The sequence below is a fragment of the Streptomyces sp. NPDC004658 genome, assembly GCF_040609555.1.
Lineage (GTDB): Bacteria > Actinomycetota > Actinomycetes > Streptomycetales > Streptomycetaceae > Streptomyces.
Genome location: NZ_JBEXKG010000025.1, coordinates 20,929 through 37,245, shown reverse-complemented (window position 1 = coordinate 37,245; position 16,317 = coordinate 20,929). Strand labels below are relative to the sequence as shown.

The following is a 16,317-nucleotide window of genomic DNA, read 5'->3' as shown; positions in this document are numbered from 1 at the left end:
GGTGTCAGCCGCTGGTGTCAGACATCGGTGGCCCACTTGACGGTTCTCCTTGCCGGGGAGTACAGGCGCCGCTCAATTTGCGTCGCCAGCATGACGAGCCTTGGCGAACACTCCGGCCCGGAGCTGAAGCACCGCACCGAGCACGACGATCCCCAGGGCAACGGTGGAAACAACCATCCCCGCTCCGGATGAGAAGCCGAGAAGTTTGGCTCCGCCGTCCAGGACGAAACCGCCACCCATCGCTATCCGACCCCAACCAGCCCTAGGTGACCGCGCGTACTCTGCGATTCCTCGGCTGCCGGTCAAGGTCAACACGCCCAGGACTACGGCAAAGCAGCCGGAACCCAACATGACCCACGCAGTCATAGCACCCCTCCTTGGGAAGGCTATTGCACGAGCAGGGCCTGCAGCCTTGCGGTGCGGCAAAACACCGGTACAGGGCGTGCCAAGCCGCACCCGCCTCCCTCCTCGACCCACCGTCCACCCCAGCTCCCATCCCGTCCGCCCTCGACCCACACCCCGTGGAGCGGGCGTGGTTCATGGCGTCCAGGTGGAGCGCGCCAACCCTTGCTCCTGCCACCTCGTGCGGATGGTCCCGATGCGGACCCCGGCCAGGATCTCGCGCTGTGCCTCGCGATGCGCGCCATGGTGCGGCCGTCCGGCGTCCCGATGTTGATGTCATTGGTGACGGTGGCGAACTCCAGCCGCGGGCGTTCGTCGTAGATCTCGATGAGGCGTTCCAGGTCCCTCGGCTGCCGGGCGAGCCGGTCCAGGTCGTAGGCCACGATGCCGTCGATCAGGCCGGCGCGGAGGTCCTTCAACATCAACTCGAGATCGTCGCGTTCGTAGACCTTCACGGCCTGCCACGACCTGTAGATCCCCACCCTGCGTGCCAAGATCGGGCCCCCTGCCTCCAGAACAGGGCTCAGGCCGTCATCGAGTCAAGTCAGACTTGAGTGTCGAGCCGCCCGTGGTCAAGCGTGCGGGGCAGGTTCTGGACGCCTGAGAACGTTCCGGACGCCTGAGAAGCACAGGCCCACACGGACGAGGGGCCCCCGGCGCGCGGCCGGGGGCCCCTCCGTGTACCCGAACCGTCAGAACGTGCCCAGCTTCACGATCGACAGCAGCGCGATCAGCTGGATCGCCGACGCCCCCAGCGCCCGCGGCCACGGCAGGTCGTGGGAGCGGGACACCATGAGGGTCAGCAGGGCGCCCGCGCCGACCCAGGTGGCCCAGCCGAGGAGCTGGACGAAGCCGGCGTCGCCGCCGAAGAACATGGCGACGACCAGGCGGGGCGCGTCCGTGAGGGCCGTGATCAGCATGGACAGGCCCACCGTGGGCTGCCAGGCGCCGTCTCCGCCGAGCTGGCGGGCGAGGGTGTGGGTGACCACGCCCAGGACGAACAGACCGAGCACCATCACGACCGCCGTGATCAGCACGATCGGCACCGCGTTGGAGAGCGTCGCGCTGATCGCGTCCTGGCGGGCGCCGTCGAAGCCGAAGACCGCGAGCAGGCCGTAGAGGAAGGTCACGACGAGGGCGGGCGCCCACATCGTGTAGTCCCGCATGCGCAGGAACGTGTCGTTCGGGGACAGGACGATCCCCTTCAGTAGGTCCTTCCAGTGCAGGGGCGGGCCGAGCGGCGCGGCGGGCGCGGCGGCGGAGCCGGCCTGGTAGGTCGCGCCCTGGGTGTAGCCGGCGGCCTCGTCGACCGAGAAGGCCTGGGTGTGGCCCGGGTTGTTGGCCGCGTAGGGGTCGTGCCCGCCGGGCCCGGGGTGGCCGCCGTCGCCGAAGTACTCCGGTCCGTCGTCGGCCGGCCCCGGGTACCCGTACGGCTGCCCCTGCCGCTGGTACGGCGGCTGCGGCGCCGACGGGTAGCCGTACGAGGGGCCGGACGGGCCCGGCCGGCCGTACGGCGGCTGCCCGTACGACGGCCCCCCGGGCTGCGCCGGGCCGTTCCCGTGCCCCCGCCCGTGTCCGTGCCCGTACGACGGCCCCTGCGGCGCCTGCTGTCCTTGGGGGGTGCGGTTGTCCCGGCCCCCGCGTCCGATCCTGAATCCAGCCACGTCAACGAACGTACCTGGTCCGGCGGGCCGACGTGCCGGGCCCGGCGGTCCGGGCCCGGCTTTGCGGCCGACCTGTGACATCCCCTAAGGGGACGTCAGGGGGACGATTCAGGGTCCGGCCCGGGTTCTCCCGGGCGTTCCCCCGCTGACGCCCCGCGGTGTCAGCCGTTGAGGACCGAGCCGTACCGCGGGGCACCCGCCGTGGAGACGCCGGTGGCCGACGGACCGAAGGACAGCGCCCCGGCCGTCGTCGGTCCGCCGGCGGTGCCGCGCAGCGACCAGACGGCGCCGTCGCCCGCGTTCTCACCCGGGCCCGCCACGGTCAGCTCGGCCCGGTGGTCACCGGAGTGGTCGGCGAGCAGGACGCGTGCGCCGAAGCGGTCGCCCTTCCCGGCGGTGCCGGGGACGCCCGCGCTGTTCTGGGTGTACGACACGGCGCCCTTGGTCGTCAGCCCGTGGGCGGTGCCGCGGAGGACGGTGACCGATCCGGCGCCGGAGTCCTCGCCGGACGCGCCGATCGCCAGGTCCTTGAACCCGTCCCCGTCCACGTCGCCCAGGAAGACGCTGCCGCCGAACGCGTCGCCGGTCTCGGCCGCGCCCGGCACGCCCGGGGTGTCCTGGCCGAGGACCAGCGGGGCGCGGGAGCCGTCCCGGCCGCCCGGTCCGCCGTAGACCACGGTGACCTTGCCGCCCTTGCCTCCCGCCGGGTCGGCGGAGGTCTCGGCCGGATTGCCGACGGCGATGTCGGCGTACCCGTCCTTGTCGATGTCGCCGATCGCCGAGACCGTGCCGGCGGGCAGCTGCTCCCACCAGTCGGTGTAGTTCGCGATGGACGGGTCGGTGACCAGGTGGGTGACGGCGGCCCCGGTGCGGGGCTGCCGGCCGTGCACCACCAGGCTGGTGGACCAGGCGGGGGAGATCCGCCCGGCGGACACGGAGGTGACGCCGTACGACGGGGAGTAGACCGCGGGGAAACCCGCGCCCGAACCGCCCTGGAAGGAGCCGGACCGGGTGACGGGGCCGTTGACGAAGCTCAGGGCGCAGGAGCCGGTGGAACCGATCACGACATCGAGGTCACCGTCACCGTCGAGGTCGCCCACGGCCAGCGCCTGCCCGTAACGGTCCGTCTCCTCCTTCCAGTAGTCGACGACCGTACGGGCCCCGGAGAGACCGGACTTGGCGCCCCAGACGACGACCACCGTGCCGCCGTTGGTGTCGCCGTCGACGTCCTCCCCGGGGGCGCCGATCAGCAGGTCGGCGTAGCCGTCCTTGTTCAGGTCGGCGGAGGCGACGGCGCTGCCGAAGGCGTCGCCCGCCTCGGCGGTGCCGGGCACGCCGGCCGTGTTCTGGGTGATCAGAGTGCGGGTGGCCGTCTTCAGCCCGGTGGAGCTGCCGTAGACGACCGAGACGGCTCCCGCCTTGGACTGGCCGCCGACGGTCGCGTCGGGGGCGCCGATCGCGAGGTCGGCGCGGCCGTCGCCGTTGAAGTCCTACGGGGCGGCGGCCGTGGCCGCGTGGGCGGCGGGCACGCTCAGGGCGAGCGGGGCCAGCGCGCCGGCGAGAGCGACGGCGAGGACGCGTGGACGCATGGGGTTCCCTCGGGAACGCCCGGGGCGCGGGTACGTCACTGGGCGATGGCCCACGCGAAGTCGCCGAGGCCCTGCACGGAGACGTCGCGGGCCCCGATGAACTTGGCGTAGTCGGTGGTCAGTCCGGACGCGGTGCCGCGCAGCACGGTGACGGCGCCGTAGCCGTTCTCGCCGCCCGCGCCGACGACCAGGTCGGCCTTGCCGTTCTTGTTGATGTCGGTCAGCCGCACCGACTGCCCGAACTGGTCCCAGGCCTCGGAGCCGCCGGGCACGCCCTCCGTGTCCTGCGTCCAGGTCTTCGCACCCTTGGTGGTCAGGCCGGAGGCGGAGCCGAACAGGACCGTCACCGCGCCGGCCTCGTTGAACTTGCCCAGGTCCTCGCCGGGGGCGCCGACCGCGACGTCGGCGTAGCCGTCGCCGTTGATGTCACCGGTGCTGACCGACGAGCCGAACAGGTCGTCCGTCTCGCCGGTTCCGGGCGCCCCCGCGGTGTCCTGGTTGATGACGGTCGGGGTCTGGGCGGGGTCGGGGCCGTTCGGGCCGCCGTACCAGACGGAGATCTGGCCGCCCTTGTGGCCGGACTTCTTGGACGTGCCGGGGTCCGTGGGGTCGCCGAGGACGACGTCGCCGTAGCCGTCGCCGTTGACGTCGCCGATGGTGCCGGGCAGACCGTCGGCCTTCGGCAGGTCCTTCATGACGTGCTTGGAGCCGTTCCAGGTGAAGTACGTGATGTCGCCGCCCTCGTCGCCGTCTTCGAGGAACGGGTAGAAGCGCTCGGCGGTGCGGTCGCCGTTCACGTCGCCCGCGAACACGTTGGCCGTCGTGCCCAGTTCGCCGACGCGGAGGTTGCTCACCGGGGTGCCCGTGCGGGTGAAGGGGCCCTTGTAGACACGGGTCTCGGTGCGCCCGGTCAGGGTGAGGTCGTTCTTCCCGTCCCCGTCGAAGTCGGTGACCGCGATGCCGGTGCCGAAGTTGTTCCACTCGTCCTGCGTGGACGGCTGGGGCACCAGGGCGCCGCCGGACAGGCCGGACTTGCCGCCCCACAGGATGGTCGCGCTGCCCACGGCGTCCCGGTCGCCGATGGTCTCGTTCGGGGCGCCCACGACGAGGTCGGAGTAGCCGTCGCCGTCGAGGTCGCCGGCGGCCAGGCTCAGGCCGAAGAGGTCCCCCGCTTCGGCGGTGCCCGGGACACCGGTGGAGTTCTGCGTGATCAGGGTGCGCTTGGCGGCCGAGACGCCCGACGACGAGCCGTAGAGCACGACGACCGCACCGGCCTGCTGCGCCGAGCCGACCTGGTGGCCGGCGGCGCTCAGGGCGATGTCCAGGTAGCCGTCGCCGTTGAAGTCGCCGGCCAGACGGGAGGGCGCGGCGGCGGCGGGGGTGAGGGGCAGGGCGGTGAGCAGGCCGGTGGTCAGGGTGGCGGCCAGCAGGAGGACGCGCTTGCGCAAGGTGGGGCTCCGGAAGGGGAGGAGGCCGGGCCCGCGAGGCGCGGGCCCGGCCGGGGACGAACGGGACGGGGGCGGGTCAGTCGGCGAAGAGGGAGCCGAACTGCGGGGTGCCCGAGGTGGAGACGCCGGCGGTGCCGGCACCGATGAAGCGGCTGCCGGAGGTGGTGATCTTCGTGCCGCTGGACGGCAGGTAGGTGAGGGCGCCGTCGCCGTTGTCCTCGTTGGCGCCGATCACCAGGTCGGCCTTGCCGTCGCCGGTGACGTCGTCGAGCTTGACGTCGGCGCCGAAGAGGTCGTTCTTCTCGTTGCCGCCGGGGACACCGGTGGTGTTCTGGTTGAAGGACTGGGTGCCGGAGGCGGTGTCCACGCCGGACGCCGAGCCGTACAGGACGGTGACCGCGCCGGTGTCGGTGACGCCGTCGATGTCCTCCAGCGGGGCGCTGACCACGAGGTCCTGGTAGCCGTCGCCGTTGATGTCGCCGAGGTCGAGGTCCCAGCCGAAGGAGTCGCCCTTCTCCGAGGTGCCGGGGACGCTGCCGGTGTTCTGGCTGATGCCGGTGGTGCCGGCCGGGCCGGAGGCGGAGCCGTAGGTGACGTTCACCCGGCCGCCGTTGGAGGCGTCCGGGACCGGGGTGCCGTCCTCGGTGGTGGCGTCCCAGCCGGCGCCGCTGACGATGTCGCCGAAGCCGTCGCCGTTGATGTCGCCGATCGCCGTGATGATGCCGGGCTTGAGGGCCTTGGCGGAGGAGCCGCTCAGACCGCTCGTGGTGCCGGGCAGCCAGTAGTTGGTGTTCCAGCCGTACTGCGTGGAGGTCTCGTAGCCGTCGACGACGAGGTCGGTGCGGCCGTCGCCGTTGACGTCACCGGCAGTCAGGCTCATCGGGCCGAACGGGTAGTCGTTGCTGCCGTTCAGGATGGGCGGCTTGACGGTGGTGACGCTGCCGGCGGTGCCCGAGCTGCTGATGCCGCCCTTGTAGAGGTAGAGGGTGGCGGAGGAGCTGCCGACGACCAGGTCGGTCTTGCCGTCGCCGTCGAAGTCGCCGGCGGCGAGGTCCTTGCCCCAGTAGTCGTGCGAGGAGGCGGCCGGGTCGACCAGGTGGGCGGACTTGCCGGTCAGGCCGCTCTTGGAGCCGTACAGGATGACGAGGTCGCCGCCGTTGGTGTCGGTGCCGACCTTCTCGAACGGCGAGCCGACGGCGAGGTCGTCGTAGCCGTCGTTGTTGAAGTCGCCGTAGGCCGTCTCCCGGCCGAAGCCGTCGCCGGCCTCGGCGGTGCCGGGGACGCCGGTGGTGTTCTGGCTGATGACGGTGCGCTTGGCGGAGGAGACGCCGGTGGTCGTGCCGTACAGCACGACGATCTGGCCGGCGTCCTTGTGGCCGCTGACGTAGGCGCCGGCGGCCGAGGTGGCGACGTCGCCGATGCCGTCGCCGTTGAAGTCGGCCTTCGCGACCTTCACGGAGTCGGCGGCGGTCGCGGGCGAGGCGGCGAAGGTGAGCAGACCCCCTGTCAGCGCGGCCGCGGTGGCCGTCGCGAGGGCGAGTCGGCGGTGCTTGTGCATGCGGTTCTCCTGCGGCATGCGGGGGATGCCTGGCGGGCATCCGCGGTCGATGGGGTGCGGACTCCCCGTGTTCGACGCGAGTTGATCCGCGGTTCACAGGAGGCCGGCGATCAGGAGACCGGTGCCGGGGCGTAAAGGTTGTACGTGAGTTCGGTAATTTTCCTTGAGGCTGCTGTGACCGCCGGTGGGGACTGGAGGCCACCGCCGGTTCGGCGCCGGCGGGCTTTCCCGTGGCGCCCTCGTACACGTGCTCAGGCGCCTACTTGGCCGGCGCCTCTGCCCAGCGCACCGCCACCCGGTCCTCCGTGTTCGCGTTCCGGCCACGGCCGACGGACCTGGCGATGGTGATGCGGTCGACGAAGAAAGCCAGGAAGCCACGTCGCTGCTCCAGATCCCAACCGCCCCATGTCGACTCCGGCCCGATGGGGTCGCCCTCGGGGGCCGTCCACTCCGAGGGGATGACCACTGTGCCACTCTCATCCCGCCCCAGCTCGGCTACGCGCTCACTCACGCGAGCCTCATGGGCGGTCAGCCGCTCGACGGATTCGGCGAACATGGCCGTGCCAGTCGCCCCGGCGTACAGCCCCGCTTGACGGTCGGCGTACAGCGTGCGGAGGGCTTCCCGTACGTGCTGCAACTCAGCCTGCGCGGCGGCCAGTTCGGCCCGACGTTCGCCCGTGTCCGCCTGGGCGGCACATCGGCGCGCTGCCTCCCCAAGCCATTCCAGGTCTTCACTGTCCTCGGGGTCCAGCGCAGTCAGGCGGGACCACACGGTACGGGCGACCACATCATCGGCGGCTTCCATGTTGATGGCCAGGCCACCATGCCCGGGCACAGCGCCGGACTGGGCCCGGTTGCACCGGTAGAGCTGTTTTCCGTTGCGCCGATCGGTCACCATGGACGACCCGCACACTCCACAGAACAGCATCCCCGCCCCGCCGAGCAGCGACGGCACGGACCGGCCACCCTGCCTCACGACCTGCGGCGTACGGCCGTCCAGAACGTCCTGAAGGCGCCACCAGTCATCAGCGGGAACGATGCCCTCATGTGCTACCAGGGGGGCGCCGGAATCGTCGCGCAGAATGACCCGCTTGGTGCCCTGGCGTTCAGCGGCATAGCCGGCAAGACGAGGGTCACGCAGGATGCGCAGCACGGTCGAGGACACCCACGCAGTACGCTCCAGCGGCTTGCTCAGGCCCCTGCCCCGCCGGGCAGTCACGCGCGCTGCCATGTCCGCCGCTTTGGTCGGCACGCCGTCTGTGTTCAGCCTGCGGGCAATGGCGGATGCGGCCATGCCGGACAACGCCCACTCGACCATCTGACGCACGTGCGGTGCCTCTGCCGGGTCCGGGACCAACTTGACCACCACCAGGTCCCCCCGCGGCTGACGGATCGACTGGAAGCCGTACGGAGCCATGCCGGACACGTGGGAGCCAGCAGCGCGCAGCGTTTCCTTGGTCGCCGTGATGTACGCCGACTTCAGGTCTGACTCTTGCTGAGCCAGCGCAGCGATGAGGCCGAAGATCGCTAAGCCCATGGGGGTGGACGTGTCCAAGTAGGGCTCTTCGACACTGACGAGCCGCACGCCGTATCTGGCAAGTTCCTCGTTGATCAGCATCGCTTCGAGGGCGCCCTGCCGGGTGAGCCGGGAGAGCGAGAAGACGACCACTGCGTCTACGTGTCCGGCGCGAACGGCGGACATCATCTCTTCGAACTCGGGGCGGACCACTTTGCGGTCCCAGCCGGATTTGCCCACGTCGGCGAAGTGACCGGCGTTCCCCCACCCCTTGGCCGTGATCAGTGCCTCGCACGTGGTCCGCTGCGCTTCGGGGGACGACGCGGAGTCGTCCTCACGCTTCCTTGACTGTCGGATGTAGGACACTGCGCGCACATGATCCGGATCAGGGGCCCGGTCGGGGCCCCGTTCGACGAGAGGTGCCACGTGCCTAGCGTAGTGAAGATCAACGTGCTGACCGTCCCCGCCGAGCAGCGGGAGGTCCTGGAGCAGCGGTTCGCCTCGCGGGCCCACGCCGTGGAGAACTCCGACGGCTTCGAGTGGTTCGAGCTGCTGCGGCCCGTGGAGGGCACCGACCAGTACCTCGTGTACACGCGCTGGCGTGACGAGGAGTCCTTCCAGGCGTGGATGGAGGGGCCGATGAAGTCCGCGCACCAGGGCGGCGGCGAGGGCGGCGAGCGGCCGAAGCCGGCGGCCTCCGGCTCGACCCTGTGGTCGTTCGAGGTGGTGCAGCAGGCCGCGCCCAGGAACGCCTAGCGGATACGACGGCGCCCCCTGCCTGTGCGGGTCAGGGGGCGCCGTCGGGTTCCGGGCGGGCCGGGGGCCGCTACTTCACCGGCTCCGGCTCCGGCTCGTTCTCCGCCTCGGTCTCGCCCGCCGGGTCGACCGGCGTCCTGACGGAGTCGAGCAGCAGCTGGGCGACGTCCACGACCTGGATGGACTCCTTGGCCTTGCCGTCGTTCTTCTTGCCGTTCACCGAGTCGGTGAGCATGACCAGGCAGAAGGGGCAGGCCGTCGACACGATGTCGGGGTTGAGGGAGAGGGCCTCGTCGACGCGCTCGTTGTTGATGCGCTTGCCGATGCGCTCCTCCATCCACATGCGCGCGCCGCCGGCGCCGCAGCAGAAGCCGCGCTCCTTGTGGCGGTGCATCTCCTCGTTGCGCAGGCCCGGGACCTTGCCGATGATCTCGCGCGGGGGGGTGTAGATCTTGTTGTGGCGGCCCAGGTAGCAGGGGTCGTGGTACGTGATGATGCCCTCGACCGGGGTGACCGGGATCAGCTTGCCCTCGTCCACCAGGTGCTGGAGCAGCTGGGTGTGGTGGATGACCTCGTAGTCGCCGCCGAGCTGCGGGTACTCGTTGCCGAGCGTGTTGAGGCAGTGCGGGCAGGTGGCGACGATCTTCTTCGCCGACTTCGGCTTCGCGGACTCGGGCACGACCTTGCCTTCGTCGTCCAGCTCCTCGCCGAACGCCGTGTTCAGGGCCATGACGTTCTCCATGCCGAGCTCCTGGAAGAGGGGCTCGTTGCCGAGGCGGCGGGCGGAGTCGCCGGTGCACTTCTCGTCGCCGCCCATGATCGCGAACTTCACGCCCGCGATGTGCAGCAGCTCGGCGAAGGCCTTGGTGGTCTTCTTGGCGCGGTCCTCCAGGGCGCCGGCGCAGCCGACCCAGTACAGGTACTCGACCTCGGTGAGGTCCTCGATGTCCTTGCCGACGACCGGGACCTCGAAGTCGACCTCCTTGGTCCACTCCAGGCGCTGCTTCTTGGCCAGGCCCCAGGGGTTGCCCTTCTTCTCCAGGTTCTTGAGCATCGTGCCCGCCTCGGACGGGAAGGCGCTCTCGATCATGACCTGGTAGCGGCGCATGTCGACGATGTGGTCGACGTGCTCGATGTCCACCGGGCACTGTTCGACGCAGGCGCCGCAGGTGGTGCAGGACCACAGGACGTCCGGGTCGATGACGCCGTTCTCCTCGGCGGTGCCGATCAGCGGGCGCTCGGCCTCGGCCAGGGCGGCGGCGGGGACGTCCTTGAGCTGCTCCTCGGACGCCTTCTCCTCGCCCTCCATGGTCTTGCCGCCGCCGGCGAGCAGGTAGGGCGCCTTGGCGTGCGCGTGGTCCCGCAGGGACATGATCAGCAGCTTCGGGGAGAGCGGCTTGCCGGTGTTCCAGGCGGGGCACTGCGACTGGCAGCGGCCGCACTCGGTGCAGGTGGAGAAGTCCAGCAGGCCCTTCCACGAGAACTGCTCGACCTGGGAGACGCCGAAGACGTCGTCGTCGCCGGGGTCGGTGAAGTCGATCGGCTTGCCGCCGGAGGTCATCGGCAGCAGGGCGCCGAGCGAGGTCTCGCCGGTGGCGTTGCGCTTGAACCAGATGTTCGGGAACGCCAGGAAGCGGTGCCAGGCCACGCCCATGTCGGTCTTCAGGGCGACCGTGATCATCCAGATGAAGGAGGTCGCGATCTTCAGGCCGGCGAAGAAGTAGGTGAGGTTCTGGAGGGTGGAGACGTCCATGCCCCCCAGCCACTTCACGACCGGGTACGAGATGAAGAAGGAGGCCTCGTAGCCGTCGACGTGGTGCTGGGCGCCTTCGAGGGCGTGCAGCATGAAGATGCAGACGCCGACGATGAGGATGACGGCCTCGACGAAGTACGCCTGGCCGAAGTTGGAGCCGGCGAAGCGGGACTTGCGGCCCGGCTTGCGCGGGTGGCTCAGCTGGCGGATGAGGATCAGGGCGAGGATGCCGATCACCGTCATGGTGCCGATGAACTCGACGTAGACGTTGTACGGTGCCCAGTCGCCGAGGACCGGCAGGAGCCAGTCCGCCTTGAACAGCTGCCCGAACGCGTTGACGATCGTCAGCAGCAGCGTGAAGAAGCCCACCGCCACGAACCAGTGCGCCACGCCGACGATGCCCCAGCGGTTCATCCGGGTGTGGCCGAGGAACTCCTTGACCACGGTGAGGGTGCGCTGTGTGGGATCGTTGGTCCGCGTGCCGGCGGGCACCGGCTGGCCCAGCCGCATGAAGTTGTAGATCTGCAGGAGGGCGCGGCCGAACAGTGCCACGCCGACCACGATCAGGACCAGCGACACGATGATCGCGGCGAGTTGCATTGGGGCTCCTGAGGCGGCCTCGGTTCGAACGAGCTGTCTGAGCTGATCGACATTACTAAGCGGTAACTTATGTAGTCCGTCTGAGACTACCCCCATCTTCCGTCGGGATGCAGCAGAGCGCGGGGTGATCTGGGTCGCCGCCAGCCAATCGGATCGTGTTATTCGTACCGAATTGATACTTTCGCCCCTACCTTAGAGCCGTGCTCTACGGGATCGCCGCCGCCACCGCAGCCCTTCTCCTCACCGCCGTGCTCGCGGCGGCGCTCCGGCTGCCCGCCCGGAGGGCCGGGATCCTGGACCGGCGCCGGCAGCGCCCCCTGCCCCTCCTCGGCGGTCTCGCGGTCGTGGTCGTCACCTGCCTGGTCGCCGGAACGGGTGAATGGACCCGGGTCGCCCCGCTCGGGGACGGGGTCGGACGGCTCCTCGTCGCGGCGGCCGCCGTCGCCGGGCTGGGCCTGGTGGCCGACGTGTGGCGGCTCCGCGCGCGCGTGCTGGTCGCGGGGACCGCCGTGGCGGCGGTCTGCGTGGTGCCGTACGACGAGACGGGCGGGCCGGGCGGGATGCTGGCCATCGGCTGGATCGTCCTGGCCACCCTCGCGTTCAAGGGGCTCGACCACGCCGACGGGCTGGCCGGGACGGTCGGAGTGGTCACCGCCTTCGGTGCCGGGGTCTGTGCCGCCGCCGAGGTGATGGACGGCCTCGCCGTGCTGCTGAGCGTGGTCGCCGCCGCGCTCACCGGCTTCCTGATGCACAACTGGCATCCGGCGCGGGTCGGGCTCGGCGCCTGCGGCTCGCTGTTCACCGGGTTCGTCTTGTCGTCGGCGGTGGTCTTCACGCGCGCGGGGTACGACATCGGGCCGAGCGCGGCGGTGGTGTTCTGCCTCAGCGCGGTGGCCGTCGCCGACGCCCTGCTCGTGGTCCTCGCCCGGGGGGTGGCCCGGCGCCCGCTGCTGCGGCGCGGCCCCGACCACCTCGCGCACCGGCTGCGGCGGCTCGGGCTCACCCCGCAGGGGTCGGTCGTGCTGCTGGGGGCGGGCTCCTTCTCCTCGGTGCTCGTCGGGGTGCTCGTGCACACGGGGTGGACGGGGGACTCGGCCGTGCTGTGGGTGGCCGGTGGCGTGGCCTTCGCCGTTCTCGTCCTCCTTTTGATTCCCGCTCCGCAGGGCCGCCGTCCGCCGTCCACGCAGGTCAGCGGGCACTTGCGTGTAAGGAACGGATAAGAGTTGAGTCTGGCTGGCTCAGGTCTGTTGACCCAGAGCGTCTCCTCATGCACACTTGAGCCTGTTCCACTCAAGTCAGCTGGAGGAATCAACCATGGCACGTGCGGTCGGCATCGACCTGGGCACGACTAACTCCGTCGTCAGCGTTCTGGAGGGCGGCGAGCCCACCGTCATCACCAACGCCGAGGGTGCCCGGACCACGCCGTCCGTCGTCGCCTTCGCCAAGAACGGCGAGGTGCTCGTCGGCGAGGTCGCCAAGCGCCAGGCGGTCACGAACGTGGACCGGACCATCCGCTCGGTGAAGCGCCACATGGGCACCGACTGGAAGATCCAGCTCGACGGCAAGGACTTCAACCCGCAGCAGATCTCCGCGTTCATCCTGCAGAAGCTGAAGCGGGACGCCGAGGCCTACCTGGGCGAGAAGGTCACGGACGCGGTCATCACCGTCCCGGCCTACTTCAACGACTCCGAGCGCCAGGCGACGAAGGAGGCCGGCGAGATCGCCGGTCTGAACGTCCTGCGCATCGTCAACGAGCCCACCGCGGCCGCGCTCGCCTACGGCCTCGACAAGGACGACCAGACGATCCTCGTCTTCGACCTCGGTGGCGGCACCTTCGACGTGTCCCTGCTGGAGATCGGCGACGGCGTCGTCGAGGTGAAGGCCACCAACGGCGACAACCACCTCGGTGGTGACGACTGGGACCAGCGCGTCGTCGACTACCTGGTCAAGCAGTTCCAGTCCGGCCACGGCGTGGACCTGTCCAAGGACAAGATGGCCCTCCAGCGCCTCCGCGAGGCCGCCGAGAAGGCCAAGATCGAGCTGTCCTCCTCCACCGAGACCTCGATCAACCTGCCCTACATCACCGCGTCCGCCGAGGGCCCGCTGCACCTGGACGAGAAGCTCACCCGGGCTCAGTTCCAGCAGCTGACGGCCGACCTGCTGGAGCGCTGCAAGACGCCGTTCCACAACGTCATCAAGGACGCCGGCATCTCCATCAACGACATCGACCACGTCGTGCTCGTCGGTGGCTCCACCCGTATGCCCGCGGTCGCCGAGCTCGTCAAGGAGCTGACCGGCGGCAAGGAGGCCAACAAGGGCGTGAACCCGGACGAGGTCGTCGCCATCGGCGCCTCGCTCCAGGCCGGTGTCCTCAAGGGCGAGGTCAAGGACGTCCTGCTGCTCGACGTCACCCCGCTGTCCCTCGGCATCGAGACCAAGGGCGGCATCATGACCAAGCTCATCGAGCGCAACACCACGATCCCGACCAAGCGCTCGGAGATCTTCACCACGGCCGAGGACAACCAGCCGTCGGTGCAGATCCAGGTCTACCAGGGCGAGCGCGAGATCGCGGCCTACAACAAGAAGCTCGGCATGTTCGAGCTGACCGGTCTGCCGCCGGCGCCGCGCGGCGTCCCGCAGATCGAGGTCTCCTTCGACATCGACGCCAACGGCATCATGCACGTCACGGCGAAGGACCTCGGTACCGGCAAGGAGCAGAAGATGACCGTCACCGGCGGCTCCTCGCTCCCGAAGGAAGAGGTCGACCGCATGCGCGAGGAGGCCGAGCGCTACGCGGAGGAGGACCACAAGCGCCGCGAGGCCGCCGAGACCCGCAACCAGGGCGAGCAGCTGGTCTACCAGACCGAGAAGTTCCTCAAGGACAACGAGGACAAGGTCCCCGGCGAGATCAAGACCGAGGTGGAGTCCGCCGTCGCCGAGCTGAAGGAGAAGCTCAAGGGCGAGGACACCGCCGAGATCCGCTCCGCCACGGAGAAGGTCGCGGCCGTCTCGCAGAAGCTGGGCCAGGCGCTGTACGCCGACGCCCAGGGCGCGCAGGCCGCGGGCGGTGCCTCCACCGGTGCCGGTGAGGCCAAGGCCGACGACGACGTCGTGGACGCCGAGATCGTGGACGACGAGCGCAAGGACGGTGCCGCGTAATGACGGAGGAGACCCCGGGCTTCGAGGAGAAGCCCGACGTCCCCTCAGGCGCCACCTCCGACGACGCCGAGCCGAAGGCCGCCCCCGAGGAGGGGGCGGCCCCGGCCGGGGACGGACACGCAGAGAACAACGCCGGTCTGGTCGCCCAGCTGGACCAGGTGCGCACGGCGCTGAACGAGCGCACGGCGGACCTCCAGCGGCTCCAGGCCGAGTACCAGAACTACCGCCGCCGCGTCGAGCGCGACCGGGTCGCGGTCAAGGAGATCGCCATCGCGAACCTCCTGACCGAGCTCCTGCCCGTGCTCGACGACATCGGCCGCGCGCGGGAACACGGCGAACTGGTCGGCGGCTTCAAGTCGGTGGCCGAGTCGCTGGAGACCGTCGCGGCCAAGATGGGCCTCCAGCAGTTCGGCAAGGAGGGCGAGCCCTTCGACCCGACGATCCACGAGGCCCTGATGCACAGTTACGCGCCGGACGTCACCGAGACGACCTGCGTGGCGATCCTGCAGCCCGGGTACCGCATCGGCGAGCGCACCATCCGCCCCGCGCGGGTGGCCGTCGCCGAACCGCAGCCGGGTGCGCAGACCGTCAAGGCCGAGGGCGCCGAGGAGGCCCCGGCGGCCGACGACAAGGAGAGCGGTGGCCCGGAAGAGGGCTGACGTGAACACTGACGGGAACCGCGGAAGGGGGGTGCGTCGAGGATGAGCACCAAGGACTTCATCGAGAAGGACTACTACAAGGTCCTCGGCGTCCCCAAGGACGCCACCGAGGCCGAGATCAAGAAGGCGTACCGGAAGCTCGCCCGCGAGTTCCATCCGGACGCCAACAAGGGCAACGCCAAGGCGGAGGAGCGCTTCAAGGAGATCTCCGAGGCGAACGACGTCCTCGGCGACCCCAAGAAGCGCAAGGAGTACGACGAGGCGCGCGCGCTGTTCGGCAACGGCGGCTTCCGCCCCGGACCGGGCGCGGCCGGCGGCTCCTTCAACTTCGACCTGGGCGACCTCTTCGGAGGCGCCGCCCAGGGCGGAGGCTTCGGCGGCGGACTCGGTGACGTCTTCGGGGGCCTGTTCAACCGCGGCGGCGCCGCGGGCACGCGTACCCAGCCCCGGCGCGGCCAGGACGTCGAGTCCGAGGTCACGCTGAGCTTCACGGAGGCCATCGAGGGCGCCACGGTGCCCCTGCGGATGTCCTCCCAGGCGCCCTGCAAGGCCTGCTCGGGCACCGGCGACAAGAACGGCACACCGCGCGTGTGCCCGACCTGCGTCGGCACCGGCCAGGTCGCCCGGGGGTCCGGTGGCGGTTTCTCGCTCACCGACCCCTGCCCCGACTGCAAGGGCCGCGGCCTGATCGCCGAGCACCCCTGCCTGGAGTGCAAGGGCAGCGGGCGCGCCAAGTCGTCCCGCACGATGCAGGTCCGCATCCCGGCGGGCGTGACCGACGGGCAGCGGATCCGGCTGCGCGGCAAGGGCGCGCCCGGCGAACGGGGCGGCCCGGCCGGCGACCTGTACGTGGTCGTCCATGTCGGCGAGCACCCGGTGTTCGGACGCAAGGGCGACAACCTCACCGTCACCGTGCCGGTGACCTTCGCCGAGGCGGCTCTCGGCGGCGAGGTGCGGGTGCCGACCCTCGGCGGCCCGCCCGTCACCCTGAAACTGCCGCCCGGCACGCCCAACGGCCGTACCATGCGCGCCCGGGGCAAGGGCGCGGTCCGCAAGGACGGCACCCGCGGCGACCTCCTGGTCACCGTCGAGGTGAGTGTCCCGAAGGACCTGTCGGGGAAGGCTCGTGACGCACTGGAGGCGTATCGCGAGGCGACCGCGGGCGAGGACCCGCGGGCGGAGCTGTTCGAGGCCGCGAAGGGAGCTTGAGAGT

Annotated in this window: 12 protein-coding genes and 1 pseudogene; 5 read left to right on the top strand and 8 right to left on the bottom strand. The window is 70.5% G+C overall.

Annotation, left to right across the window (positions count from 1 at the left end):
* Positions 1–386: 386 nt before the first annotated feature.
* The 7 genes and pseudogenes from ABZV94_RS12240 to ABZV94_RS12210 form a co-directional block, all read right to left on the bottom strand.
* Positions 387–857, bottom strand: coding sequence for a recombinase family protein (locus ABZV94_RS12240; protein ID WP_356339983.1), 471 nt, complete (start codon positions 855–857; stop codon positions 387–389).
* A gap of 237 nt (positions 858–1,094) precedes the next feature.
* On the bottom strand, positions 1,095–2,147 hold the full coding sequence (locus ABZV94_RS12235) for a YIP1 family protein (RefSeq protein WP_356339980.1): 1,053 nt from the start codon (positions 2,145–2,147) through the stop codon (positions 1,095–1,097).
* 80 nt (positions 2,148–2,227) lie between these two features.
* Complete coding sequence (locus ABZV94_RS12230) at positions 2,228–3,400, bottom strand: FG-GAP repeat protein (RefSeq protein ID WP_356339977.1); 1,173 nt, start codon at positions 3,398–3,400, stop codon at positions 2,228–2,230.
* Between the two features lie 75 nt (positions 3,401–3,475).
* Positions 3,476–3,544, bottom strand: a pseudogene (locus ABZV94_RS12225) (hypothetical protein); the annotation flags it as partial.
* A 146-nt stretch (positions 3,545–3,690) separates the two neighbouring features.
* A complete protein-coding gene (locus tag ABZV94_RS12220) occupies positions 3,691–5,103 on the bottom strand; it encodes an FG-GAP-like repeat-containing protein (RefSeq protein WP_356339975.1) in 1,413 nt (470 codons plus the stop codon).
* A gap of 76 nt (positions 5,104–5,179) precedes the next feature.
* A complete protein-coding gene (locus ABZV94_RS12215; RefSeq protein ID WP_356339973.1) occupies positions 5,180–6,661 on the bottom strand; it encodes an FG-GAP and VCBS repeat-containing protein in 1,482 nt (493 codons plus the stop codon).
* Between the two features lie 259 nt (positions 6,662–6,920).
* On the bottom strand, positions 6,921–8,603 hold the full coding sequence (locus tag ABZV94_RS12210; RefSeq protein ID WP_356339970.1) for a recombinase family protein: 1,683 nt from the start codon (positions 8,601–8,603) through the stop codon (positions 6,921–6,923).
* On the opposite strand from ABZV94_RS12210, the gene ABZV94_RS12205 reads away from it, so the two are divergent.
* Positions 8,604–8,933 (top strand): antibiotic biosynthesis monooxygenase, encoded by a 330-nt coding sequence (locus tag ABZV94_RS12205; protein ID WP_356339967.1) that lies wholly within the window; start codon positions 8,604–8,606, stop codon positions 8,931–8,933.
* Positions 8,934–9,003: 70 nt separating this feature from the next.
* Here ABZV94_RS12205 and ABZV94_RS12200 read toward each other — a convergent pair whose 3' ends face one another.
* The gene (locus tag ABZV94_RS12200) at positions 9,004–11,286 is read right to left on the bottom strand and encodes a (Fe-S)-binding protein (protein WP_356339965.1); all 2,283 of its coding nucleotides are present in this window, start codon (positions 11,284–11,286) and stop codon (positions 9,004–9,006) included.
* Between the two features lie 200 nt (positions 11,287–11,486).
* Here ABZV94_RS12200 and ABZV94_RS12195 point away from each other — a divergent pair, with 200 nt between their 5' ends.
* The 4 genes from ABZV94_RS12195 to dnaJ all read left to right on the top strand — a co-directional run bounded on the left by ABZV94_RS12195 (position 11,487) and on the right by dnaJ (position 16,313).
* Positions 11,487–12,506 carry an MraY family glycosyltransferase gene (locus ABZV94_RS12195; RefSeq protein ID WP_356339963.1) on the top strand — a complete coding sequence of 340 codons (1,020 nt, stop codon included), beginning with the start codon at positions 11,487–11,489 and terminating at the stop codon, positions 12,504–12,506.
* Positions 12,507–12,600: 94 nt separating this feature from the next.
* The gene (gene dnaK, locus ABZV94_RS12190) at positions 12,601–14,445 is read left to right on the top strand and encodes a molecular chaperone DnaK (RefSeq protein ID WP_356339961.1); all 1,845 of its coding nucleotides are present in this window, start codon (positions 12,601–12,603) and stop codon (positions 14,443–14,445) included.
* Positions 14,445–15,104, top strand: coding sequence for a nucleotide exchange factor GrpE (gene grpE, locus ABZV94_RS12185; protein WP_356339960.1), 660 nt, complete (start codon positions 14,445–14,447; stop codon positions 15,102–15,104). The genes dnaK and grpE overlap by 1 nt, the downstream gene beginning before the upstream one ends.
* Positions 15,105–15,146: 42 nt before the next feature.
* Positions 15,147–16,313, top strand: a complete 1,167-nt coding sequence (dnaJ, locus tag ABZV94_RS12180) for a molecular chaperone DnaJ (RefSeq protein ID WP_356339958.1) — start codon at positions 15,147–15,149, stop codon at positions 16,311–16,313.
* Positions 16,314–16,317: the final 4 nt, after the last annotated feature.

Bases quoted from the DNA above. Each gene is read 5' to 3' on its own strand.
- ABZV94_RS12235 (WP_356339980.1), bottom strand. From the start codon at position 2,147: ATGTCACAGGTCGGCCGCAAAGCCGGGCCCGGACCGCCGGGCCCGGCA.
- ABZV94_RS12215 (WP_356339973.1), bottom strand. From the start codon at position 6,661: ATGCACAAGCACCGCCGACTCGCCCTCGCGACGGCCACCGCGGCCGCG.
- ABZV94_RS12200 (WP_356339965.1), bottom strand. From the start codon at position 11,286: ATGCAACTCGCCGCGATCATCGTGTCGCTGGTCCTGATCGTGGTCGGC.
- dnaK (WP_356339961.1), top strand. From the start codon at position 12,601: ATGGCACGTGCGGTCGGCATCGACCTGGGCACGACTAACTCCGTCGTC.
- grpE (WP_356339960.1), top strand. From the start codon at position 14,445: ATGACGGAGGAGACCCCGGGCTTCGAGGAGAAGCCCGACGTCCCCTCA.
- dnaJ (WP_356339958.1), top strand. From the start codon at position 15,147: ATGAGCACCAAGGACTTCATCGAGAAGGACTACTACAAGGTCCTCGGC.